General features: G+C 64.8%; 20 protein-coding genes. 10 read left to right on the top strand and 10 right to left on the bottom strand.

Going from position 1 to position 23450, the window contains the following annotated elements; genetic code table 11:
- Positions 1-6: 6 nt before the first annotated feature.
- Complete coding sequence (locus I6J77_RS04515) at positions 7-1131, bottom strand: glycosyltransferase (RefSeq protein WP_239309194.1); 1125 nt, start codon at positions 1129-1131, stop codon at positions 7-9.
- Positions 1132-1222: 91 nt separating this feature from the next.
- Positions 1223-2077 (bottom strand): glycosyltransferase family 2 protein, encoded by an 855-nt coding sequence (locus I6J77_RS04510; protein WP_204110732.1) that lies wholly within the window; start codon positions 2075-2077, stop codon positions 1223-1225.
- A gap of 309 nt (positions 2078-2386) precedes the next feature.
- On the opposite strand from I6J77_RS04510, the gene pilB reads away from it, so the two are divergent.
- The 5 genes from pilB (at position 2387) to coaE (ending at position 7467) form a co-directional block, all read left to right on the top strand.
- Positions 2387-4111 (top strand): type IV-A pilus assembly ATPase PilB, encoded by a 1725-nt coding sequence (gene pilB / locus I6J77_RS04505; RefSeq protein ID WP_204110731.1) that lies wholly within the window; start codon positions 2387-2389, stop codon positions 4109-4111.
- Between the two features lie 142 nt (positions 4112-4253).
- Positions 4254-5525: a type II secretion system F family protein gene (locus I6J77_RS04500; protein ID WP_204110730.1), complete on the top strand. Its 1272-nt coding sequence runs from the start codon at positions 4254-4256 to the stop codon at positions 5523-5525.
- A gap of 56 nt (positions 5526-5581) precedes the next feature.
- Positions 5582-5974: an endonuclease domain-containing protein gene (locus I6J77_RS04495; protein ID WP_204110729.1), complete on the top strand. Its 393-nt coding sequence runs from the start codon at positions 5582-5584 to the stop codon at positions 5972-5974.
- A gap of 15 nt (positions 5975-5989) precedes the next feature.
- Positions 5990-6847, top strand: coding sequence for an A24 family peptidase (locus I6J77_RS04490; RefSeq protein ID WP_204110728.1), 858 nt, complete (start codon positions 5990-5992; stop codon positions 6845-6847).
- Complete coding sequence (gene coaE / locus I6J77_RS04485) at positions 6844-7467, top strand: dephospho-CoA kinase (RefSeq protein WP_204110727.1); 624 nt, start codon at positions 6844-6846, stop codon at positions 7465-7467. Before I6J77_RS04490 ends, coaE begins: the two co-directional genes overlap by 4 nt.
- 40 nt (positions 7468-7507) lie before the next feature.
- On the opposite strand, the gene I6J77_RS04480 is transcribed toward coaE, so the two are convergent.
- From I6J77_RS04480 to I6J77_RS04470, 3 genes are all read right to left on the bottom strand, one after another.
- Positions 7508-8464: a Nudix family hydrolase gene (locus I6J77_RS04480; RefSeq protein ID WP_239309193.1), complete on the bottom strand. Its 957-nt coding sequence runs from the start codon at positions 8462-8464 to the stop codon at positions 7508-7510.
- Positions 8465-8469: 5 nt separating this feature from the next.
- A complete protein-coding gene (locus I6J77_RS04475; RefSeq protein ID WP_204110726.1) occupies positions 8470-8958 on the bottom strand; it encodes a dihydrofolate reductase in 489 nt (162 codons plus the stop codon).
- A 145-nt stretch (positions 8959-9103) separates the two neighbouring features.
- Complete coding sequence (locus I6J77_RS04470; RefSeq protein WP_056717856.1) at positions 9104-9898, bottom strand: thymidylate synthase; 795 nt, start codon at positions 9896-9898, stop codon at positions 9104-9106.
- 93 nt (positions 9899-9991) lie between these two features.
- On the opposite strand from I6J77_RS04470, the gene I6J77_RS04465 reads away from it, so the two are divergent.
- Positions 9992-11005, top strand: a complete 1014-nt coding sequence (locus I6J77_RS04465) for a TIGR00266 family protein (protein WP_204110725.1) — start codon at positions 9992-9994, stop codon at positions 11003-11005.
- Positions 11006-11134: 129 nt separating this feature from the next.
- Here the strand turns inward: I6J77_RS04465 and lgt are convergent, their stop codons facing one another.
- Positions 11135-11953, bottom strand: coding sequence for a prolipoprotein diacylglyceryl transferase (lgt, locus tag I6J77_RS04460; RefSeq protein WP_204110724.1), 819 nt, complete (start codon positions 11951-11953; stop codon positions 11135-11137).
- A 245-nt stretch (positions 11954-12198) separates the two neighbouring features.
- Here lgt and I6J77_RS04455 point away from each other — a divergent pair, with 245 nt between their 5' ends.
- Both I6J77_RS04455 and I6J77_RS04450 read left to right on the top strand, forming a co-directional pair.
- On the top strand, positions 12199-14244 hold the full coding sequence (locus I6J77_RS04455) for a S9 family peptidase (protein WP_239309192.1): 2046 nt from the start codon (positions 12199-12201) through the stop codon (positions 14242-14244).
- A gap of 564 nt (positions 14245-14808) precedes the next feature.
- Entirely contained in the window at positions 14809-17649 is a 2841-nt protein-coding gene (locus I6J77_RS04450; protein WP_204110723.1) for a TonB-dependent siderophore receptor, read from the top strand.
- 136 nt (positions 17650-17785) lie between these two features.
- Here I6J77_RS04450 and I6J77_RS04445 read toward each other — a convergent pair whose 3' ends face one another.
- The 4 genes from I6J77_RS04445 to I6J77_RS04430 form a co-directional block, all read right to left on the bottom strand.
- Positions 17786-18289, bottom strand: coding sequence for a TPM domain-containing protein (locus I6J77_RS04445; RefSeq protein WP_204110722.1), 504 nt, complete (start codon positions 18287-18289; stop codon positions 17786-17788).
- Positions 18289-19173 carry a YgcG family protein gene (locus I6J77_RS04440; RefSeq protein ID WP_204110721.1) on the bottom strand — a complete coding sequence of 295 codons (885 nt, stop codon included), beginning with the start codon at positions 19171-19173 and terminating at the stop codon, positions 18289-18291. The genes I6J77_RS04445 and I6J77_RS04440 overlap by 1 nt, the downstream gene beginning before the upstream one ends.
- Complete coding sequence (locus I6J77_RS04435) at positions 19173-19790, bottom strand: LemA family protein (RefSeq protein ID WP_204110720.1); 618 nt, start codon at positions 19788-19790, stop codon at positions 19173-19175. The genes I6J77_RS04440 and I6J77_RS04435 overlap by 1 nt, the downstream gene beginning before the upstream one ends.
- A gap of 83 nt (positions 19791-19873) precedes the next feature.
- Positions 19874-20248 (bottom strand): diacylglycerol kinase, encoded by a 375-nt coding sequence (locus tag I6J77_RS04430; RefSeq protein WP_083846007.1) that lies wholly within the window; start codon positions 20246-20248, stop codon positions 19874-19876.
- Positions 20249-20547: 299 nt separating this feature from the next.
- Here I6J77_RS04430 and I6J77_RS04425 point away from each other — a divergent pair, with 299 nt between their 5' ends.
- Together I6J77_RS04425 and I6J77_RS04420 are read left to right on the top strand one after the other, a co-directional pair.
- A complete protein-coding gene (locus I6J77_RS04425; RefSeq protein WP_204110719.1) occupies positions 20548-22098 on the top strand; it encodes a peptide MFS transporter in 1551 nt (516 codons plus the stop codon).
- Between the two features lie 69 nt (positions 22099-22167).
- Positions 22168-23442: an ATP-binding protein gene (locus tag I6J77_RS04420; protein ID WP_204110718.1), complete on the top strand. Its 1275-nt coding sequence runs from the start codon at positions 22168-22170 to the stop codon at positions 23440-23442.
- Positions 23443-23450: the final 8 nt, after the last annotated feature.

The raw sequence follows: 23450 nt of genomic DNA, 5'->3' as shown, positions 1-23450 counted from the left end.
CTTACCTCAACGCTCACCGCCATCAACCAATCCGAAGAGTATCTCTCCATAATTTTCGGCAACTGCTGACCAGTCGAATTTTTCATATAAGGCGTCTCTCGCTTCGACCTCGTCCCCGATTGTTACGCGACTCAACACTGAGCATACCGAGTCTGCAATGGACTTGGCCGATCTAGGTACCGTCAAGTGGACTCGCCCTCCATTGAATATATCGCGCGTCGTGGGAAGGTCGCTCATTACGACCGCGCAGCCGCAGCCAGCGGCCTCTACCGTGACCAGTCCCAGGCCCTCCTGATCACCACCTGGTGTCTGTACAAATGGCGCAACAAACACCGCCGCACGCCGATATAGCACCGGCAACTCAGACTGGGAAATCGCGCCGACAAAGCAAACTTTCGACTGCAAGTCCAAGCTACGCACCTGCGCTTGGCGCTCCATGTCTTCCGGCCCAAATCCCGCGACCGTCAAATATGCCGCCGGATGCAATTTCAATATTTCGGGCATGGCATCAATCAAGTAACGCAGCCCCTTTTTCTCCACCAGCCTCCCCACGAAGAGAATTTCATCGCGGGATCGCTCCGTGGCGATGTCGGGGATGAACCGCGCGGTCAGATCGACCCCCATGGGCTGGACATCGACAGCACCGACATCCGCTCCAATCCGTGCCAGTTCATCGCGCATGGCCTCGCTGACCACGGTAACCGATGCAGCCCTGCGAACGACGAACCGCTTGAGCACGTTCAGCCCCCTTCCTCGCAGGGCAAACAGATCGGCGCCGTGCGAGGTGACCAGGAAAGGCGGCACTCGTCTGGACAGTTGGCGCAGCAGCGCAACGATCAGTCCCTGAGGAAGCAGCCAATGGGCGTGGATTACATCGACCTTTCTACTGCGCAACAAGCGCCAGGTTCGCCATGCCTGCGCCAGCACGAAGGTGGGCACCAGGAATATCTTCCAGCGGTTGCGGCGCAGGTTGTTGACGATACCGCCGTCGTTGACGAGCGTTTCGAAGCGCCTGGGTGCATAGCGGTACCGAATCACTTCGACGCCATCGAGAATTTCTCGGCTCGCGGCACCTGGTGCACTGGGCACCAGGGCGACGACATGGAATCGATCGGTGAGGCGCTTGGCCAACTCGTGAACGAATCCAGGCTCGGGGTCACCGCTCCAGCGCGGATAGGTCGATGCCAGGACAACAAGCGTGGGGCGCCCGTTGAAAGTTGACTCAGGCATCGCGTCGATACATCAAGCCTGTGATCTGCTCGGAAACCAACCCGATCAGAAATACGATCACCGCCGCACTCCACAGCAGCGTGCTCATGTTGGTGAGGCGCCCCTCATGCATGAAGGTCCACGCATAGTTCGCGCAGCCCAGCAAAAAGAACACCACGCTCGCCGGCACGAACAACTTCAGCGGCGAGTAGAGCGTGGCGATCTTGAAGATGATCAGCAGGAAACGCAGGCCGTCGCGCAGGGGCTTGATGTGGCTACGCCCGACGCGCTGGGCAGCCTTGATGGGGATGTAGGCCACGGCGTAGGCGCTGCGGAAGAACGCCATGGTGCTGGTGGTGGGGTAGCTGAAGCCGTTGGGCAGCAGGTGCAGGAATTCGCGGAACTTGTCCGCGCGAACGGCGCGGAAGCCCGAGGTGAGATCGAGCACCGGGTGGCCGGTCATGCGGGTGGCCAGCCAGTTGTACAAGGTGTTGGCCAGGCCGCGGCCGACCCCGGCCTGGCTGTCCCAGTCACGGGCGCCGACGACCATGTCGTAGCCGCGGTTCAGCTGGTCGAGCAGGCGCTTGATGTCCGCGGGGTCGTGCTGGCCGTCCCCGTCCATGAACACCAGGATGTCGCCGCTGGCAGCCCGGGCGCCGCGCTTGATCGCCGCGCCGTTGCCCATGGAGTACGGCGCGCTGAGGCAGGTGATCTCGTTGCCCTTGCAGATGCTGCGGGTGTCGTCGGTGGAGCCGTCGTCGACCACGATGATTTCGGCGTCGGGGTGGGCGGCACGCAGGCGCGGCAGCAGGGCCGCCAAGGCGGGCGCTTCATTCTTGGCGGGCAGGATGATGCTGAGGCGATTCAACAGGTGGTTCCCCCGGGGTGGCCGGGGGATCATAGCGTGAAGGGGAGATGGGGTCAGGCGGGGAGTTGGCAGTGCGGGGATCTTGGGGATTGGATCAAGAGCTTGACCCCCTCCTGCCCTCCCCCTGCAAGCAGGGGGAGGAATCTACCCTGCGACTTCCGGGTAACCCTGAAGAGGCGGCCGCGCCGTGCGTTTGTGCGCTGCGTCGAGCTATCCGGCGGTGACCCGCGGGGAATTGCATTCAGTGGGTGACCTGCGGGGCGGACTGCGGTAGATTCAACAACATACAGGGGCAAGGTCGAGCCGTTTATGTCATCTCAATTGCAACCGTCGCTTACGGGTCTGTCCGGCATGGCGCGCCGGCTGGTGTCCGAAGGCGTGATGGCGGAGGACGTGGTCCGCAAGGCCATGGCGGACAGCGGGCAGCAGAAGGCTGCGCTGGGTACCTGGTTGCTGGATCACGGCTTGGTCGATAGTGCGGAGCTGACGCGGGTGGCGTCGGTCGAGTTCGGCATGCCGATGATGGACGTGGCCTCGTTGAATCCGACCACGATGCCGCTGGACCTGATCAGCGAGGCCTTGATCACCAAGCACCAGGCGCTGCCGCTGTTCCGTCGCGGCAAGCGGCTTTACGTGGGCATCGCCGACCCGATGCAGTCGCATGCGCTGGACGAGATCAAGTTCCACTCCAACTGCATGGTCGAGCCGATCCTGGTGGAGCGCAACTCGCTGCAGAAGGTGATCGAAAGCCTGCTGAACAACCTGCGCAACACCATGCCGGACATGGGCGGCGGCGACCTCGACGAGCTCGATATCGAGGCCGGCGACGGCGAAAGCGAATCGAGCAGCGGCGTCGATGCCACCGGCAACGACGACGCGCCGGTGGTGAAGTTCGTCAACAAGGTGCTGGTCGATGCGATCCGTCGCGGCGCCTCGGACATCCATTTCGAACCGTTCGAGACGCAGTACCGGGTGCGCGTGCGCATGGACGGCATCCTCAGCACGGTGGCCAACCCGCCGATGAAGATGGCCAACCGCATCTCGTCGCGCATCAAAGTGATGTCTCAGCTGGATATCGCCGAAAAGCGCGTGCCGCAGGACGGCCGCATCAAGCTCAACCTGTCCAAGACCCGCGCAGTCGACTTCCGCGTCAGCGTGCTGCCCACGCTGTTCGGCGAGAAGATCGTGATGCGTATCCTGGACGGCTCCTCGGCCAGGATCGGCATCGAGAAGCTGGGCTACGAGCCGAATCAGCAGAAGCTCTACATCGACGCCATCCACAAGCCGTACGGCCTGGTGCTGGTCACCGGCCCCACCGGCTCGGGCAAGACGGTGTCGCTGTACACCGGCCTGAACATGCTCAACACGCCCGAACGCAACATTTCCACCGTGGAAGACCCGGTGGAAATCCGCGTGGAAGGCATCAACCAGGTGCAGCAGAACGTCAAGCGCGGCATGACCTTCGCCAGCGCCCTGCGCTCGTTCCTGCGCCAGGATCCGGACGTGATCATGGTCGGCGAAATCCGCGACCTGGAAACCGCCGAAATCGCGATCAAGGCCGCGCAGACCGGCCACATGGTGCTGTCCACCCTGCACACCAACGACGCGGCGCAGACGGTTTCGCGCCTGATGAACATGGGCATCGCCCCGTACAACATCACCTCGTCGGTCACCCTGATCATCGCCCAGCGCTTGGCGCGGCGCCTGCATGATTGCAAGAAGCCGATGGATCTGCCGCCGCAGGTGCTTCTGGCGGCCGGCTTCAGCCAGGCCGATATCGACGAGGGGATGACGATCTACGAGGCCGGCGGCTGCGACGGCTGCAATGACGGCTACAAGGGCCGCGTGGGCATTTACCAGGTGATGCCGATGCTGGAGGAGATCCAGAAGATCATCCTGCAGGGCGGCAACACCATGGAGATCGCGGCGGCGGCCAAGGCCGCCGGGGTGAACGACCTGCGCGCTTCGGCCCTGCTGAAGGTGAAGCAGGGTCTGACCAGCCTGATCGAGATCGACCGCGTGACCAAGGAATAAGCGGCGAATCGCGACCGCCGCCGCACCGAAGTTGCGTCCGGCGCCACGGTTTGGCGGGGCAAAAATGACATAAGCTTCACGAATATCTTGTTCGCCGCCCGCGGGGACGGCGCCGGGACTGGACCACTGGGGGAAGATGCGCATGGCCACGGCTACCGCAACGAATATCGACAAGGCGCGCGCGCTCGGCGCCCAACGTGCCGAAGTCAGCAAGCTGACCACCTACGAATGGGTGGCGCTGGACAAGCGCGGCAAGCGCATGAAGGGGGACATGCCGGCGAAGAACGCCTCGCTGGTGAAGGCCGAACTGCGCCGCCAGGGCATGAACCCGCAGACCGTGCGCGAGCGCTCCAAGCCCCTGTTCGGTTCCTCCGGCAGCTCGGTGAAGCCGGGCGACGTGGCCGTCTTCAGCCGCCAGATCGCCACCATGATGGCGTCCGGCGTGCCGATGGTGCAGGCCTTCGACATCATCGCCGATGGCCAGAAGAACGTCCGCTTCAAGAACATCCTGCTGGACGTGAAGCAGAACATCGAGGGCGGCGCGTCCCTGCATGAAGCGCTGGGCCGCTACCCGGTGCAGTTCGACGAGCTCTACTGCAACCTGGTCCACGCCGGCGAAGCCTCCGGCGTGCTGGACACCGTGCTGGACACCGTGGCGACCTACAAGGAGCGCACCGAGGCGATCAAGAAGAAGATCAAGAAGGCGCTGTTCTACCCGATGATGGTGCTGGCCGTGGTGTTCCTGGTCATGCTGATCATGCTGCTGTTCGTGGTGCCGGTGTTCTCCAAGACCTTCCAGGATGCCGGTGCCGACCTGCCCGCGCCGACCCAGGTGCTGGTGAACATGTCGGAGTTCATGCAGAGCTACTGGTGGCTGGTGATCGGCAGCATCATCGGCAGCATCGTGGCGATCGTCTTCGCCAAGAAGCGCTCGCTGAAATTCGCCCACTTCCTGGACCGGCTGTCGCTGAAGTTGCCAGTGATGGGCAATATCGTGCGCAACTCGGCGATCGCCCGCTTCTCGCGCACGCTGGGCGTGACCTTCCGCGCCGGCGTGCCCCTGGTCGAGGCGCTGGAGGCTGTGGCTGGCGCCACTGGCAGTATCGTCTACGGCGACGCGGTCAGGCAGATGCGCGACGACATCTCGGTCGGTCATCAGCTGCAGCTGGCGATGAAGCAGACCGGCCTGTTTCCGAACATGGTGGTGCAGATGACCGCCATCGGCGAAGAATCCGGCGCACTGGACAACATGCTGTTCAAGGTGGCCGAGTTCTACGAGGAAGAAGTGGAGAACGCGGTCGACACCCTGTCCACCCTGCTCGAGCCGATCATCATGGTGGTGCTGGGCGGTATCGTGGGCGGCATGGTGGTGGCGCTGTACTTGCCGATCTTCAAGCTCGCCGGTACGGTCTGACCGAAGAGCCCCTCTCCCTTCGGGAGAGGGGTTGGGGAGAGGGTACGGTTCAAGCGATGCGCCACAAACCGCCTCTGCCCACCAGAACGTTGACCACCGCAAAGTTGCTGCGCACCGCCAGCACCGACGCCGAACTCAAACTCTGGTATCACCTGCGCGCCAAACGCCTCGCCGGGCTCAAGTTCCGCCGTCAGCACCCCATCCCGCCGTATATCGCCGACTTCTTCTGCGAAGAACTCAGGCTGGTCGTCGAGATCGATGGTTCGCAACACGACGAGGAAACGGACAGCATCCGTACGCGTGCGCTAGAGCGACGAGGCCTCGTGGTGCTGAGATTCTGGGACAATCAGGTTTTGCAGGAAACCGAGGCGGTGCTTGAGGCGATTTTGAACTTCGCTCGGGGCCGTACCCTCTCCCCACCCCCTCTCCCGCAGGGAGAGGGGCCTTAAAAGCAAGGCTGACGCATGCCCGATCTTCCCTTCGCCCTCTGGATTGCCCTGGCTGCCGTGCTCGGCTTGTTGGTGGGCAGCTTTCTCAACGTGGTGATCCTGCGCCTGCCCGAGCGCATGGCCGCGGCCTGGCGCCACGAGGCCCGTGACGTGCTGGAGATCGAAGGCGACGCCGAGCCCCTGCCGCCGGGCATCGTGCGCGAGCCGTCGCACTGCCCGCAATGCAAGCATCCGCTGTCGGCGCTGGACAACATTCCGCTGTTCGGCTGGCTGCTGCTGCGCGGGCGCTGCCGCTATTGCCAGACCAGGATCTCGATCCAGTACCCGCTGGTGGAGTTGCTCAGCGGCATCCTGAGCGCGGTGATCGTGTGGAAGTTCGGGCCTTCGTGGGCCGCGCTGGCGGGACTGATGTTCACCTGGGTCTTGATCGCGGCAGCCGGCATCGACTTTCGCACTCAATTGCTGCCCGATCAGCTGACGTTGCCGCTGTTGTGGCTTGGTCTGTTGCTGTCGCTGCTGCCGATGTTCGTCAGCGCCCCCAGCGCGATTCTTGCCGCGGCGATCGGCTACCTCAGCCTGTGGAGCGTGTACTGGGGGTTCAAGCTGCTGACCGGCAAGGAAGGCATGGGCTACGGCGACTTCAAGCTGCTGGCGGCCCTGGGCGCGTGGATGGGCCCGGTCGCGCTGCTGCCGATCGTGCTGCTGTCCTCGCTGATCGGCGCGCTGGTGGGCGGCAGCCTGATCGCCCTGCGCAAGCATGAGCGCGAGATCCCGATGCCGTTCGGTCCGTTCATCGCCGCCGCCGGCTGGGTCTGGTTCGTGGCCGGCCCGGATCTGCTGGACGGCTACCTGCATCTGACCGGCATGCGATGACCGGACATCGACCGGCGCTGGTGATCGGGCTCACCGGTGGCGTCGCCGCCGGCAAGACCGCGGTGACGCGGCGCTTCGAGGCGCTGGGCGTGCACGTGCATGACGCCGACGTGGCAGCCCGCGACGTGATCGAACCCGGCACGTCGGGCCTGGCCGAAGTGGTCGCGGCATTCGGGGCCGACGTGCTGGACAATGCCGGTCGCCTGGATCGCGCCGCCATGCGCCAGCGCGTCTTCGCCGACCCGGGCGCGCGCCGCACGCTGGAAGCCATCATCCATCCGCGCGTGCGGCAGTGGCTGCACGACCGCGCGATGGCCGAAGCGGGCCCTTATTGCCTGCTGGCCATTCCGCTGCTGGTCGAGAACATCGAACACTACCGCTGGATCGATCGCGTGCTGCTGGTCGATGCGCCCGAAGCAACGCAACTTGCCCGCCTGACGGCGCGAGACGGCATCGACGAGACGCTGGCCCGCCGCATGCTGGCCCATCAGGCCCGGCGCGAAGCACGCCTGGCCATCGCCCACGACGTCATCGACAACAGCGGTGACGAAGCCGCCCTCGACCAGGCAGTTGCCCATCTGCACCAGCGCTACCTGGAGCTGGCACGCCGCGCTTCGTGATGCGGCGCAAAACCCGCGGGCGGTGCCCGCGATCGCTACGTCACGGCCAGAACTCGCGGGTTCCCGCGACGCCCTGACCGCTATGGGTCCGGGCCTGGGCGATGTGCGCTGGCGCCAGGCCGCCCAGGGCGTAGACGGGCAATGCAGCGGCTTCTGCCAGCGACTGGAAGCAGGTCCAGCCCAAGGACGGAGTCTGCAGATAGGTGGGCGTGGCGGCGACCGGCGCCAGGGTGGCGAAATCCACGCCCAGCTGCTCGGCCCGGGCAAGGTCGACCGCACCATGGCAACTGGCGCCGATCAGCTGCGACAGCGGCAGGGGGCGTTCGCCCAGCGCCTCCAGCTCGCGACTGCGCAACTGCACGCCGATGCCCAGCAGCCGCGCACCTTCGATGTCACCGTGCAACAGCAGTTGCGAACCATGGCGCCGGGCCAGTGGCAGCAGGCCGGTGGCCAGTTCGCGCACCATCTCGCGCGGCCACAGCGGCAAGTGCAACTGCACCAGTTGCGGACTGCGTTCGATCGCCTGGCCGATCCGCTCGAACCACGCGCCAGCCTGCTCCGGCGGCACGTCGGCCGGGGTGATGGCGTAGCGGGAAGGCAGGCGCAAGGCCTGCAGGATCGCGCGGTCGGCCCGGGTCAGCATGGAGGGATCGACCTGCTCCGGCGGCAGCCATTGCAGGGCCTGGCCCTCCAGCGATTGCGGTTCGCCTTCCCATTGCGCGGTCTGCCAGGTATCGAGCAACAGCTCGCGGTCGGGATAGTGGCAAGGCACGCGGATCAGCGGCTCGGCCCGCAGCAGGATGACGCCGATCTCCTCGCGCAACTCGCGCGCCAGCGCCTCGAAGGGTGTTTCGCCCGCCTCCAGCTTGCCGCCGGGAAACTCCCACAGGCCCGCCAGGTGCTTGCCCGGCGGTCGCTGCGCCAGCAGCACGCGGCCCAGCGCGTCGAGCATGACCGCGGCCATCACGTGCATGACCGGTTTGGGCTCGACCGGCATGGTCGTCAGTTGTTGCGCAGGTACTCGACCATGTCGAAATCGTAGGCATGGTCCGCATCGGCCTTGTGGTGTACGCGCGACACCTCGGTCCACTCGCTGAAATGCACGCCCGGGAAGAACGTGTCGGCGCCGTCGACGGCGGCGCCGACCCAGGTGAGATACATGCGGCGCGCGCGCTGCAATGCCTCGCGAAACACCATGCCGCCGCCGATCACCATCAGCCCGGTGTTGTCGCAGCGCGCCTGCGCCTCTTCGATGGAGCGCACGGTGATCTGTCCCGGATACGGCGCCTCGTGGCGACGGCTGAGCACCAGGTTGACCCGGTCCGGCAACGCGCGGCCGATCGACAACGCCGTGTTGTAACCCATCAACACGTTCTTGCCGGTGGTCAGCTGCTTGAACCAGCGCAGGTCATCGGGCAGGTGCCAGGGTAGCTGTCCCTTGCGGCCGATCGCGAAGTTTTCGTCGAGTGCAGCAATCAGCGAGATGGCCATGGCGAATCCTTGTAAGGCTGGTTCATGGGGGCGACCGGCACCGGGGAAGATGCCGCCGAATCGCTCTGGATATTAACAGGCCGCGCCAGGGCTGCGACGACATTCCACCCTTCCCGGCCGGCCTCGGCAGGCTCCAGCCGCAGGCCTAGACCGCGACCGCGGCCTTGATCGCCGGGTGCGACCGGTAGCCTTCGATGGTGACGTCCTCGTAGCGGAAATCGAAGATCGAGCGCACCGTCGGATCGAGCTTCAGCTGCGGCAACGGCAGCTCGTCGCGGCTCAGCTGCAGCCGCGCCTGTTCCAGATGGTTGTTGTACAGATGGGCGTCACCCAGCGTGTGCACGAAATCACCCACGCCCAGCCCGCAGACCTGCGCCACCATGTGGGTCAGCAGCGCGTAGCTGGCGATGTTGAACGGCACGCCCAGGAAGATGTCGCCCGAGCGCTGGTACAGCTGGCAGCTGAGCTTTCCGTCCGCCACGTAGAACTGGAACATCGTGTGACACGGCAGCAGCGCCATCTTCGGCAGTTCGCCCACGTTCCAGGCATTGACGATGAGTCGCCGCGAATCGGGGTTGCGCCCGATCTCGTCGATCACCCAGGCGATCTGGTCGACCACGCCACCGTCGGCGGTGCGCCAGGCGCGCCACTGCTCGCCGTAAACCGGACCGAGGTCGCCGTTTTCGTCGGCCCACTCGTCCCAGATCCGCACGCCATGTTCTTTCAGGTAGCCGATGTTGGTGTCGCCGCGCAGGAACCAGATCAGCTCGTGCACGATCGACTTCAGATGCAGCTTCTTGGTGGTGACCAGCGGGAAGCCCCGGTTGAGATCGAAGCGCATCTGCCAGCCGAACACGCTGCGCGTGCCGGTGCCGGTGCGGTCGGTCTTTTCGGTGCCATGGTCGAGGACGTGGCGAAGCAGGTCGAGGTAAGCGCGCATCCGCCGATTCTAGCCCGAGGGGCATGACAACGGTCACTGCCGCCGCGCGCTGGCACGACATAGACTCGGGCTTTTCCAGCAAGGAGACCGAACATGGCCCAGTGGTTTTTCAGCTACGGCAAGAACACCGACCGGATCGGCCCGCTCGATGACGCCGCAGCGCGGGAACAGGCCCGGCGACAGCCCGACGGCTATTGCTGGAGCGAAGGCTTCACCGAATGGAAGCCGATCCGCAGCGTGGCCGAGCTGGGCGGCACGCCGCTGGCGCCACCGCCGATGCCGGCGTCGATGGGCGGCGGCCGCGCCGACGAGATCGACTACCGCATCGTCGGCACCGACATGCAGTTCGTCGAGATCGAGCTTGACCCGGGCGAAAGCGCGATCGCCGAGGCCGGCGCGCTGATGTACAAGGAAGCCGCCGTGCAGATGGACACCGTGTTCGGCGACGGCTCCAGCGGCGGCCAGAGCGGTGGCGGCCTGATGGACAAGCTGATGTCCGCCGGCAAGCGGGTGATCACCGGCGAAAGCCTGTTCACCACCGTGTTCACGCACACCGGCCAGGGCAAGGCGAAGGTCGCGTTCGCCGCGCCCTACCCCGGCACGGTGATGGCGATGAAGCTGTCCGACCACGGCGGCCGGCTGATCTGCCAGAAGGATGCGTTCCTGGCCGGCGCCCGCGGCGTGCAGCTGGGCATCTTCTTCCAGCGCAAGATCCTGACCGGCCTGTTCGGCGGCGAGGGCTTCATCATGCAGAAGCTCGAAGGCGACGGCTGGGTGTTCGTGCACGCCGGCGGCACCGTGGTGCAGCGCGAGCTGAAGGCCGGCGAACGGCTCGACGTGGATACCGGCTGCGTGGTCGCCTTCCACGACACGGTGAACATGGACGTCAAGCCGGTCGGTGGCATCAAGAGCATGCTGTTCGGCGGTGAAGGCGTGTTCCTCGCCACGCTCACCGGACCGGGCACGGTGTGGCTGCAATCGCTGCCGTTCTCGCGCATGGCCGGCCGCATGCTGGCCGCGGCGCCGCAGGGCGGTGGCCAGCGTCGCGGCGAGGGATCGATCCTCGGCGGGCTGGGCGACATCCTGGGTGGCGACCGGAATTTCTGAGCCGAAAGACTCTCAGGGCCGGCACTCCCATAGCCTCCGCTCCCTCCCCTGCTTGCAGGGGAGGGCTGCGGTGGGGTCGCGCTTGATCTTCGCCACATGCCGAAACAGGAATGGCGGGCGGAGCCCGCCCTACGGAGCGGAAGCCAGCGGCAGCGTCGGCGCCCGGCGCGACATCGCGATCAGCACCAGCCCGATCGCGATCAACGGGAGCGACTGCATCTGCCCCATCGTCACCCACGACGTGCCGAACAGGTAGCCCAGTTGCGCGTCGGGCACGCGCACGAATTCCACCGCGAAGCGGAAGCAGCCGTACAGCAGCGCGAACAGGCCCGACACCAGGTAGCGCGGCCGCGGCTTCAGCGAGACCAGCCACAGCACCACGAACATCACCAGGCCTTCCAGCAGCATCTCGTACAACTGCGAGGGATGCCGCGGCAGCCGGTCCGGCGCCTGGGGAAAGATCATCGCCCACGACACGTCGCTCGGCTTGCCCCACAGCTCGCCATTGATGAAGTTGCCCAGCCGACCCAGCCCCAGCCCGATCGGCACCAGCGGCGCCACGAAATCGATGGTGTCGAAGAAGTGCAGCTTCTGCCGCCGCGACCACCACCAGCCCGCCGCCAGCACGCCGAGCAGGCCGCCGTGGAAGCTCATCCCGCCGTCCCACACCTTGAACAGGGTCAGCGGTGAGGTCCAGATCCAGTCGATGTCGGCATAGAACAGCATGTACCAGATGCGCCCGCCCGCGATCACGCCGAGCATGCCGTAGAACAGCAGATCCCCCAGCGCATCGCGGGTGACCGGAAGCCGTCCGCGCCGGCGCCGGTACTCGCCCAGCACGGCCACGAAAAAGAAGCCCAGCAGATACATCAGGCCATACCAGTGCACCTGCACCGGGCCGAGATGAAACGCGACGGGATTGATATCGACGATGTAGGGCTGGGACATGGCGACCGGGCGGCGAGCAAAGACCAAGTGTAGCGGTACAACGTGGCAGACGGCTTCCGCCACTCCTGTCCCTGCCCGCCTTTGGCCAGATGGCGGGAGGCAGCGCCGGAGAGGTCGGACATGCCCCTGCGGGCAGGGACTCTCGAGCTGGCGAGTCCTCCCATCCCGTCCAAGGCTTTCGCCCGGGCTTCCTCAAGAACTAGAATCGCCGTGTCATCGTCCGTACTGGGGAGTCTGGACGAGTCATGCCGTCAAACGCCGCCGAAAAGGGGGCACAACGACTTTACCGTCTCGCTCCGGACGGTCGAATTTGTTCCACGGAGCCACAGGGGAGAAAACCGATGTCTCGTTGCCTTGCGCGGACCGTGCTGTCTGCTGTCTGTCTGCTGTTGCCCGCCGCGGTTGCGGCTACCGACCTGATCCCGGTCGAGGCCTTCGCGCGTCATGCGCAACTGTCCATGCCGACACTGTCGCCGAACGGGCAACATCTTGCCGTCAGCATGGCCGACGCCAGCGGCGACTCGTATGCGCTGGTCATCTATAGCGTGAACGATACCAAGCAGCCGATCAGCATGCTGCGCCTGCCGAAGTATGAGCGCCCGGCCGGCATCACCTGGGTAAGCGACACCCGACTGGTGGTGGAAAAAGCCAAGCAGTTCGGCTCGATCGACAAACCCATGGCGACGGGCGAGGTGATTGCCACGGACATCGACGGCAAACGCCAGGACTATCTGTACGGTTACCAGAGCCAGATGGGTTCGCGCACCACGGGCTGGGGCTCGGTCGACGGTCTGCCGATGCCTGCCAACGGGCACTTCTACATGGCCGCGCAGAGTTGGGACAGCAAGAACACCAGTTCGCTTTACGACGTCAATGCCGACAAGGGCAGCAAGCACCTGATCGGGGACATTCGCGTCGCCGACATGAGCTTCATGGTCGGCGTCGATGGCAAGGCGCATTACGCGTATGGTCGCAACGACAACTGGGACTACGTGGTGTATCACCAGCAGCCCGGCGGCTGGACAAAGATGACCTCGGCCCAGGTTGGCGGAAGTTTTGTTCCCATCCACTTTTCACCCGACCAGCAGCGCATTTATGCCCGCTATGCCATTGGCGGCGGCCCGACCTCGCTGGTCGAACAGGACGAAAATGGCGCGTCACGCAAGGTGCTGTCCAGCGACGATTTCTCCAGCGTCGGCATCATCGAGTGGACGGCCTGGCCATACGCGCCGTTCGCCACCGTGCCGGCCACCGGCAAGCCGGAGTTCAGTTACATCGACATGAACGCGCCGACTGCCAAACTGCATCGCGCGTTGAGCATGAAGTTTCCCGGCAGCTATGTACACTTCATCAATTTCAGCGAGGACGGCAGCAAGCTGCTGTTCTCCGTCGACAGCGACCGCGATCCGGGCACGTATTTCCTGATCGACACGCACAACTATCAAGTCATCAAGCTGTTTGCCACGGCACCGTGGATCAACCCGAAAGACATGGCAGAACGCCGGCCGCTGCGATTCAAGGCAAGCGACGGCACGGAGCTGGAAGCTATCCTGACCCTGCCCAAGGGCCGGCCTGAAACGAACCTGCCGATGGTCTTGCTGCCCCATGGCGGGCCCATCGGCGTACAGGACGACTGGTTCTACGACAACGACGCCCAGTTCCTGGCCAACCGCGGGTACCTCGTGCTCCAGGTGAACTATCGCGGGTCCAGTGGCCGTGGCGCCGACTTCGAGGAAGCCGCGTACCTGAAATGGGGAACCCGCGTCCAGCAGGACCTGATTGACGGCGTGAAGTGGGCCATCGAGAAAGGTTACGCCGACGCCAAACGCGTCTGCGTCTATGGCGGCAGCTTCGGAGGCTATTCCGCCATGATGACCACCATCCGGGCACCGGGCCTGTTCAAGTGCGCTGTCGGTTACGCCGGCATCTACGACCTGAAGATGATGTACAAGAAGGGAGACATCCGCGAACGCAAGTCCGGCATCAGCTACCTGACGACCGTCATCGGCAAGAACGATGCCGACCTCGACGCGAACTCGCCCGCTCAGTTGGCCGACAAGATCAGCGCACCGGTGTTGCTCGTTCACGGCGAGGCCGACCAGCGGGCGCCCTTTGCCCAGGCCAAGGCCATGCGCGCCGCGCTCGATGCCGCCCACAAGCCGTACGAATGGCTGAGCAAGCCCGGCGAAGGCCACGGGTTCTATACCGAGAAGAACAACGTCGAGTTCTACAACACGTTGCAGGCCTTCCTGGAAAAGAACATCGGTCCCGGAGCGCCATCCGGACGATAAGTCAGGGCCAGGACAGGGCCACCTGCCGAAGCATCCGGCGACGGACCTTCGGCAGCATGATTCTGCGGACTCGGGCGAACAGATGAGTGGGCGATCGTGCGGAGCCGACGCTCACTTCGCGCGCGACCCGCGATCGTGCCACATCCGTTTCGCCGCTTTCGCGCATGCAATGCGTTCAAGTGCAAACCCGCGCTGATCAGGCAAAGGGCCGCGGCGTTGATGCGCCGGCCGCTAACGCCCGTCCCCTTCAATTTCTTGCGACACGGCAAACCCGCCGCGGCGACGAACAATGTCGCGGCGACGCATTTTTTTCTTGCATCGCCAGCACTTTCATGAGCCGAAAACCCATGCCGAGGCTTCACGCCACATGTTCTTGCAGTTTGGCTGCGTTTTGACTTAACGTCGGCATTACATCGTCCTTCCCCACGCACGACGATGCCGTGGCGCGTAACCCTTCCCCAGGTGAGACGCGCTGTCTCGAGTACCCCGAATGACCAGCCTTGCAGCTGGTCACCGGTCGTTTTTGTTCGGAGTTTTACCCTAAAAATGAAACAGAAGACCTTGTTGGCTGTCGCCATTGCGACAGCCCTGACTCTGCCTACGTGGACAGTTTTCGCGCAGGACACCTCCTCCACCACCCAGGGCAACACCGATCAGGCCAAGCAGCTTGAGACGGTCACGGTTACCGGTTCGCGCATTCGCAGCGTGGACATGGAAACCGCCCAGCCGTTGTTCACCCTCGACCGCGCCGAAATCCAGAAGCAGGGCTACGTGACGGTCGGCGACATCCTGTCGCACATGACGAATGCCGGCTCGGCTGGCGTCAACAAGTCCACCGTGCTGGTCTCCAACGATTACGCCGGCGGTTCCTATGTCGATCTGCGCAGCCTGGGCTTGTCCCGCACGCTGGTGCTGGTGGACGGTCGTCGCTGGGGCACCAACACCGATGGCTTCACCGATCTGGACACGATTCCGTCCTCGATCATCGAGCGCATCGAAGTCCTGAAGGACGGCGCCTCGGCCATCTACGGCTCCGACGCGATCGCCGGCGTGGTCAATATCATCACCCGTACCGACTACAACGGTGCCGAAGCGAACGTCTACTTCGGCAAGAACGGCCAGGGTGACGGCACCAACCAGCAATACGATTTCACTGCCGGCAAGTCGGTGGGCAATGCCTCGTTCATGGTTGGCGGCACCTATGCCGAGACCGATCCGGTGTGGGCGCGCGATCGCGACTACGCGCTGTATCCGAAGGGCGTGCTGCACCCCACCGAAGGTCTTTCGTCCTTCGGCCCGGGCGGCCTGATCAGCAACGGTCCCGGCGGCGACGCCTACAAGCTCAACGAAGGCGGCGACCCCACCAAGTTCAGCGACTATCACAGCTACCTTGGCGCCGCCGACAACTACAACGCCGACCAGCAGATGATGCTGGCCAGCGGCAGCAAGCGTAAGTCGATCTTCGCCAAGGCCGCCTACAAGTTCGGCGACAACCTGAACCTGCATGGCGACGCGCTCTACAACGAGCGCACGGCGAACATCCAGGTTGCCGGCTACCCGGTCGGTACCGCCACCACCGGCCTGGTGCTGGACAAGAACAGCTACTACAACCCGCTGGGCGTGCAGAGCGGTTATGCGACTCCGCAGGACGTCGAGTTCCTGCGTCGCGGCACGGAGAACCCGCGCCTCACCAAGAACACGGTCAAGACCTATCGACTGGGTGGCGGCATCGACGGTGCATTCAGCGCAGGCGAGCACTATTTCACCTGGGACGTCAGTGCCTTCATCAACAAGAACACCGGCCATATCTTCGGCACCGGCAACTACGACCTGGTGAAGATGCAGCAGGCACTGGGACCGTCGTTCAAGGACACCGACGGCGTGGTCAAGTGCGGCACCCCGGGTGCCGTCATCACCGGCTGCACGCCGCTGAACGCCCTCGCCGGCGACGGCGGCTGGACCCGTGACATGCTGGACTACATCGGTCGCCCGACCAACGGCACCTATGGCTCCAAGACCACCGGTTTCACCGCCAACATCAGCGGTGACCTGGTGCAGCTGCCGGCCGGCACGATGCAGTTCGCTGCCGGTGCGGAATATCGCCGCGAGTCGGGTTACCAGAGGCCGGACGGCTATTCCCAGACTGGCAACTCCACCGACCTGGCCGCTGACCCGTCGTCGGGCAGCTACAACACCAAGGAAATCTACGCGGAGTTGAACATCCCGCTGCTGGCCGACATGGCGTTCGCCAGGCAGTTGTCGGTCGACATCGCCAGCCGTTACTCGCGTTACAGCAACTTCGGCAGCACCACCAACAGCAAGTTCGGCCTGACCTGGAAACCCGTCAACGACCTGCTGGTTCGCGGCAGCTACGCCGAAGGCTTCCGCGCACCGACGATCAACGATCTGTACGGCGGCCAGTCCCAGACGTTCGACAACTACACCGATCCGTGCGACGTCACCTTCGGCTCGGCCAGCACCAACCCCGCCGTGGCAGCCAACTGTGCCGCTGCTGGCCTGGGTGCGAACTTCCACCAGACCGACGCCGCCGGCAAGCCGGTCGACGGTCCGGGTGCGCAGTCGACCACGCCGTTCCTGTCGGGCTCCAACGTGAATCTGCAGCCGGAAACCTCGGCCAGCAAGTCGCTGGGCCTGGTCTACAGCCCGCACTTCGTGCAGGGTCTGGACCTGTCGCTGGACTGGTACAACATCCGCATCAAGAACCTGATCAGCGCCGTCAGCTCCGACAACGTGCTGGATGACTGCTACCTGCGTGGCGTCGCGGCCTCTTGCGGCCTGTTCCAGCGCGACGCCGACGGCCAGGTCGTCAACCTTTCGCACACGCTGGCCAACAAGGGCTGGCTGGAAACGGAAGGCTACGACTTCACGTTGAACTACCGCCTGCCGAAGTTCAGCATCGGCCAGTTCGTGGTCCATCTGGATTCGAACTACCTGGTCAAGTACAACTCGAATGCCGGTTCCGGTGCGCCGACCGAGTTCAATGCGGGCAACTACTCCATCTGGCGCAACCGCACCAATGCCAACCTGGACTGGAGCCTGGGCAACTTCGGCGTGAACTGGGGCGTTCGCGCCTATTCCAACCTGAAGGAAGCCTGCGCTTACGACAAGGCTGGCGGTCCGCTTTGCGACCTGCCGAACCATTACACCCCGGGCGTGGGCGTGACTCCGATGCGTACCGTCGGCGGCATCGTGTACAACGACCTGCAGGTACGCTGGACGGCTCCGTGGAAGGGCACCTTCTCGGTGGGCGCGAACAACGTGTTCAACCGCGAGGGCGCTGCGTTCTACAGCGGCCCGGCCAACTTGTCGGACAGCCAGTACTCGTACAATCCGGCCTATGACATCGGTCGTTTCTTCTACTTGCGCTACAACCAGAAGTTCTAAGCCGGCAACGGTGTGAAGCAATGAAAACGCAGCCCGAAAGGGCTGCGTTTTTTTGTGCACCGTTCGCAACCGAAGATCAGGCCACCGCCTGTCAACGAAACAAGTGGACCACGCAGACACCCGCCGCGCGCACCCGTCACAACAGCACGGGGCGATCCGGCAATTCGTCGGGGTTGGCACGTCCGTCGCCGGGGAAATGACGTTCCAGCAATGCACTCGCCGCAGCGATGCCGGCCAGGCTGCCCGCACGCCACTCGCCACCGGCATAGCACTCGCGCATGCGCGCGCAGATCGCGCCCCACGCTTCGGCAGGGACCTTCGCCGCGATGCCGCGGTCGGCGACGACCTCGATGCGATGCTCGGCCATCAGCACGTAGAGCAGCACGCCGGAATTGTGTTCGGTGTCCCATACGCGCAGTTGCGTGAACAGCTGCCGCGCGCGGGTCGGCGCGTCGAGTCCGCCCAGCACGTCCGCCGGCGCCAGCCGCGACTCGACCGCAAAACGGATCTCGCCCAGGTGGGTGCGTTCGCCCGCCGCGATCGCCGCGGCCATCTCGTCCAGCAAGGCTGGCGAAAAGCGGCGCGACAGGCGAAACCAGTCGCCGAACAGATTCACCCACAGCCGTCGCATGCGCTCCATCACCAGCTCCCCGAAGAACCGCCGCCGCCGAAGCTGCCGCCGCCACCGCTGAAGCCGCCACCGCCAAAACCGCCACCGGAGCGTCCCCCGCCCCAGCCTCCGCCGCCACCAAGGCCGCCCCAACCGCCACCGCCGATCGAACGGCCGGCGCCGGCGGGTAGCAGCATCAGGACACCACCGATCAGCGCGCCGATCAGGCCGGCCCCCATCGAGATCAGCAGCCACAGCAGGCCGCCGATCGCCAGCGCACCCAGCGACGCACGCAGCCATGCCGGCGCGCGTCCGAAAATCCCGCGCAGGAACAGTGCCGCGAACACGGCGATCATCAAGCCGGTCTGCAGGTCGAGGCCGCCATGTTCGCCCGCGGGCGAACCGCGGACCGGCGGCGGCAGCGGTTCGCCGTCGATCAGCTGGGTCAGCGCGCCGACCGCGTCGCTGATGCCGCCGAAATAATCGTTGCCGCGGAATTTCGGCGCGATGTATTCGCGGATGATCCGCGCCGTCGCCGCGTCCGGGATCGCGCCCTCGAGGCCGTAGCCCACTTCGATGCGCACGCTGCGATCGTGCTTGGCGATCAGCAGCAGCACGCCGTCATCGGTGCCCTTGCGGCCGATCCCGTTGGCCTCGGCCACGGCCAGCGAGTAGCCCTCGATGTCCTGGTCGCCGGTGCTGCCGACCATCAGCACCACCAGCTGGGCGCCCTTGGCTTTCTCCAGCGCCTCCAGCTGCGCGTCGAGCTGGTCGACCTGGCCGGCGGTCAGCGTGCCGGTGAGGTCGGTGACATGCCGCGCCAGTTTCGGCACGGCATCCGCCGCGTACAGCCCGGTCTGCAGCAGCAGGAGCAGCGCCAGCAGCCAGTGGCGCGACCGGCGCCCGGCCGTCATCAGTGCGTCGCCGCTGGCGCCGGTGCGGTGGTGCCGAAGTCGACCTTCGGTGCCGTGGAGATGGCCTGTTCGTTCTGCACGCTGAAGTTCGGCTTGACCTGGTAGCCGAAGATCTTCGCGGTCATGTTGTTGGGAAAGGTGCGGATCATGCTGTTGTATTCCTGCACCGACTGCACATAGCGGTTGCGTGCCACGGTAACCCGGTTCTCGGTACCTTCCAGCTGCGCCTGCAGGTTCTGGAACAGGCCGTCGGCCTTCAGCTGCGGGTAGTTCTCGCTGACCACCATCAGCCGCGACAGCGCATTGCCCAGCTCGCCCTGGGCGGCCTGGAACTGCTGCAGCTTCTGCGGATCGTTGAGCGAGTCGGCGTTGACCTGCAGGCTGCCCACCTTGGCACGGGCCTCGGTCACCTCGACGAAGACCTTCTCCTCGTGCTGGGCGTAGCCCTTGACCGTGTTGACCAGGTTCGGCACCAGGTCGGCACGCCGCTGGTACTGGTTGAGCACTTCGGACCAGGCGGCCTTGACCGCCTCGTCCTGCTTCTGGATGGCGTTGTAGCCACAGCCCGACAGCATGACCACGAGCAACAGCAATACGAGATGGCGCAGGGTCTTCATGGATGGCTCCGGTCCGTTGCAGGATTCATTCGATCATCCCATGCGTGACACCGCCATCGTGTCGGCACGGAGTGAAGGGACAGCTAGCCGAGCCAGCGCGGCAGCAGGATCAGCGCCCAGCTCAGCACCACCAGCATCAGCAGCACGAACACCGCGGCCGAGCCCATGTCCTTGGCGCGCCCGGCCAGTTCGTTGAATTCCGGGCTGACCTTGTCGACCACCGCCTCGATCGCCGAGTTCAGCAGTTCGGCCGACAGCACCAGCAACGGGGCCAGGATCAGCGCGAACTTCTCCAGGCCGCCATGGCCCAGCCACAGGCCCAGCGGCACCATCACGATGGCCAGACAGGCTTCCAGGCGAAAGGACGCCTCGTGTTTCCAGCCAGCGCGCAAGCCCTTCATCGACCAGCGGAATGCGTTCCAGACCTGCTTCGGACCACGAAAACCTTCGGCGGCCATCAGCGGACCCGCCATCCGGCCGGTGGTCGCTGTGCTGACGGGGTGGAATCGGGTTGGGGCATGGTGAGCCGGGCTCCGGGAAGCGGTGATGGCAGGCGCCTGATGATGCCACAAGCAGCCGCCCGTACACGGCCCGCGCTGCCCTCCCAAGCACCTGCGGTGCCTGCCTGTCATGTCGCAGTGCAGCTACACCCTGCCGGCGGATGGGTTAGGCTTCGTCGGTTGTGGTCCGTTCAGGATCACATGCCGAAGGCGCGTGCCAGCACGCCGCCATGGTCTGAAACCCGCACGGAAAATCTATGGCAACCCAGAACCCGCCCGTCTCGCAGACGAAGTCGTTCACCACCGTCTTCCTGATCGAAATGTGGGAGCGCTTCGGCTTCTACGGCATGCAGGTGTTGATGGTCACCTACATGATGAAGAAGCTGGGTTTCGTCGACACCAAGGCAAACCTGGTGTGGGGCGCGGCGGCTGCGCTGATCTATGTGACGCCGGCGATCGGCGGCTGGATCGGCGACACCCTGATCGGCACCCGCCGCACCATGCGCATGGGCGCCATCGTGCTGATGCTGGGCTACGCGCTGCTGTGGATTCCCACCGAAAACGCCAGTTTCCTGTACATCGCGCTGGGCGTGATCATCGTCGGCAACGGCTTTTTCAAGCCCAACGCCGGCAACCTGGTGCGCAAGATCTATGAGGGCGACGACACCAAGATCGACAGCGCTTTCACCATCTACTACATGGCGGTGAACATCGGATCGATGATCTCGATGACCGCAACGCCGTGGATTCGCGACTACGTTGGCGAGCGCTACGGCAACGACTGGGGCTGGCACACGGCTTTCGGCGTGTGCGCCATCGGCCTGCTGCTCGGCCTGGTCAACTACGCGCTGATGAGCCGCGCGCTGAAACACATCGGCTCACCCGCCGACGACGCACCGGTCAATTTCAAGCGCCTGGCCGCGGTGCTGGGTGGTGGACTGGTCATGGTGTTCGTGTCGGCGTTCATTCTGAACAACGAGATGGTCGCGCGCATCTGCGTGTATGGCGCCGGCGTGGTGCTGCTGTGCATCTTCGGCCACCTGATCAACTCCAGCCATCGCGACGAACGCGCCGGCCTGATCGCCGCCCTGGTGCTGGTGGTGCAGACGATCTTCTTCTTCATCTTCTACCAGCAGATGTCCACCTCGCTGAACCTGTTTGCCCAGAAGAACGTGAACCTCTCGTTCGACGTGTTCGGCTGGCACCTGTTCAACTGGATTCCCGAACAGTTCCAGAACCTCAACGCGATCTGGATCGTGGTGCTCAGCCCGGTGCTGGTGTTTGCGTACAACGCGATGGGCCGCATGGGCAAGAATCCTTCGATCGCCGCCAAGTTCGCCTGGGGTTTCGCCGCCGTGGCGATCGGCTATTTCATGTACGGCCTGGGCGCCCGCTTCGCGGTGGAAGGCCAGGTGTCATCGTGGACCATGGTGTGGGGATACGGCTTCTACTCGCTCGGCGAATTGCTGGTGAGCGGCCTGGGCCTGGCCATGATCGCCCGCTATGTACCCGCTCGCATGGGCGGGTTCATGATGGGCGCCTACTACGTCGCCTCCGGCGTCTCGCAATACCTGGGCAGCGTGGTCGCCAACTATGCGCACGTGCCGAAGGACCTGACCGATCCGGTGGCCTCGCTGCCGATCTACATCTCGCTGTTCAACAAGCTCGGTTTCGCCGGCGTGGCCTGTACGGTGATCGCGCTCGCGATGCTTCCGTTGATGAAGAAGCTGTCGGCCAGCCACTCCGATGCGGCGACCAACAACAATCCCCTGCCGCCGGTGCGCAGCGAGGAATTCAACACGCCGTAAACGCAGCACGGAAACCCGCCGCGCAATGCGGCGGGTTTCGCCCGAACAGATTCAGCCAGGAAGATCGCCATGCCTCACCGGTCCGCCCAACGCATCGGTCCGTTTGCACTGACGCGGACGCTGGCCTGGCTGCGGATCTGCGCCATCGCCGGGCAGAGCACGGCGGTACTGGTCTGCGCCTGGTGGATGCGACTGAACGTGCCGCTGCTGCCCCTGCTGATCGGCATCGGCGTGCTGGCGGTGTTTTCGGTGTTCGCCGCCTGGCGGCTGACCCAGCCGTGGCCGCTCGGCGAGTGGGAGGCGGTGGGACACATCGCCTTCGATACCCTGGTGCTCGGCTACCTGCTGTATTTCAGCGGCGGCGCCAGCAATCCGTTCATCACCCTGCTGCTGGTGCCGATCGCCTTGAGCGCCGCGGCGCTGTCGGCGCGGGCGGTGCTGGCCGTGGCGGCACTGGCGGGCATCGCCTACGTGCTGCTGCTTTACCGGCATGTACCGCTGCCGATGTCGATGCACGGGGATTCACCGAACCGCTTCTCGTTGCACGTCGCGGGGATGGGCGTGAACTTCGTGATCAGCGCGGTGCTGCTGGGATTTTTCATCAGCCGGCTGGCCCGCGTCCTGCGCCTGCAGCAACTCGAGGTGCAGCGGATACGCGAACGCGCATTGCGCGACGAGGGCATCCTGGCGATCGCCACCCAGGCCGCCGGTGCGGCGCACGAACTCAACACGCCGCTGTCGACGATGCGCACCCTGCTGCCGGAACTGCGCCGCGAACACGCCGGCGAAGCCACGCTGTCCGAAGACCTGGAGCTGCTCGAAAGCCAGGTCGATCGCTGCCGCACGATTCTTCGCGAGATGGTCGCGTTCGGCAAGGCGCAGCTGTCGCAGGAACCGGAGCGACTGGGGCTGGACCAGTTCATCCACGGCTGCCTGGAGCGCTTCCAGCTGCTGCGGCCGGAAGCCGAGCTGACGGTGACGCTCGATCCGGAGCTGGCGGGCACGGTCCTGCGCACGCCGCCGGGGCTTCGCCATGCACTGATCAACCTGCTCAACAACGCGGTCGACGCTTCGGCCGCCAATCAATCCGACGCCATCGCCCTGGAGGTTTCGCGCGACGGGCCGTGGCTGCAGTTGTGCGTGCGCGATCACGGTCCGGGCTTCGATGATGACCCGGAGATCACCGCGCTGGGCCATTCGCACAAGCAGGCCGGACTGGGCATCGGCCTGGCGTTGGCCGAAGCCACGGCGGAGCGACTCAATGGCGAGCTGGTTGCCGGCAATACCGGACGCGGCGCCAGGGTCTGCCTGCGCCTGCCGCTGGCGGTGATCGCCGAAAAATAGCCCGGCGT

The sequence above is a fragment of the Rhodanobacter sp. FDAARGOS 1247 genome (genome assembly GCF_016889805.1).
Classification (GTDB): domain Bacteria; phylum Pseudomonadota; class Gammaproteobacteria; order Xanthomonadales; family Rhodanobacteraceae; genus Rhodanobacter.
Note: the sequence above shows the minus strand (reverse complement) of the source record. Positions and strands in the feature narration are given on the sequence as shown.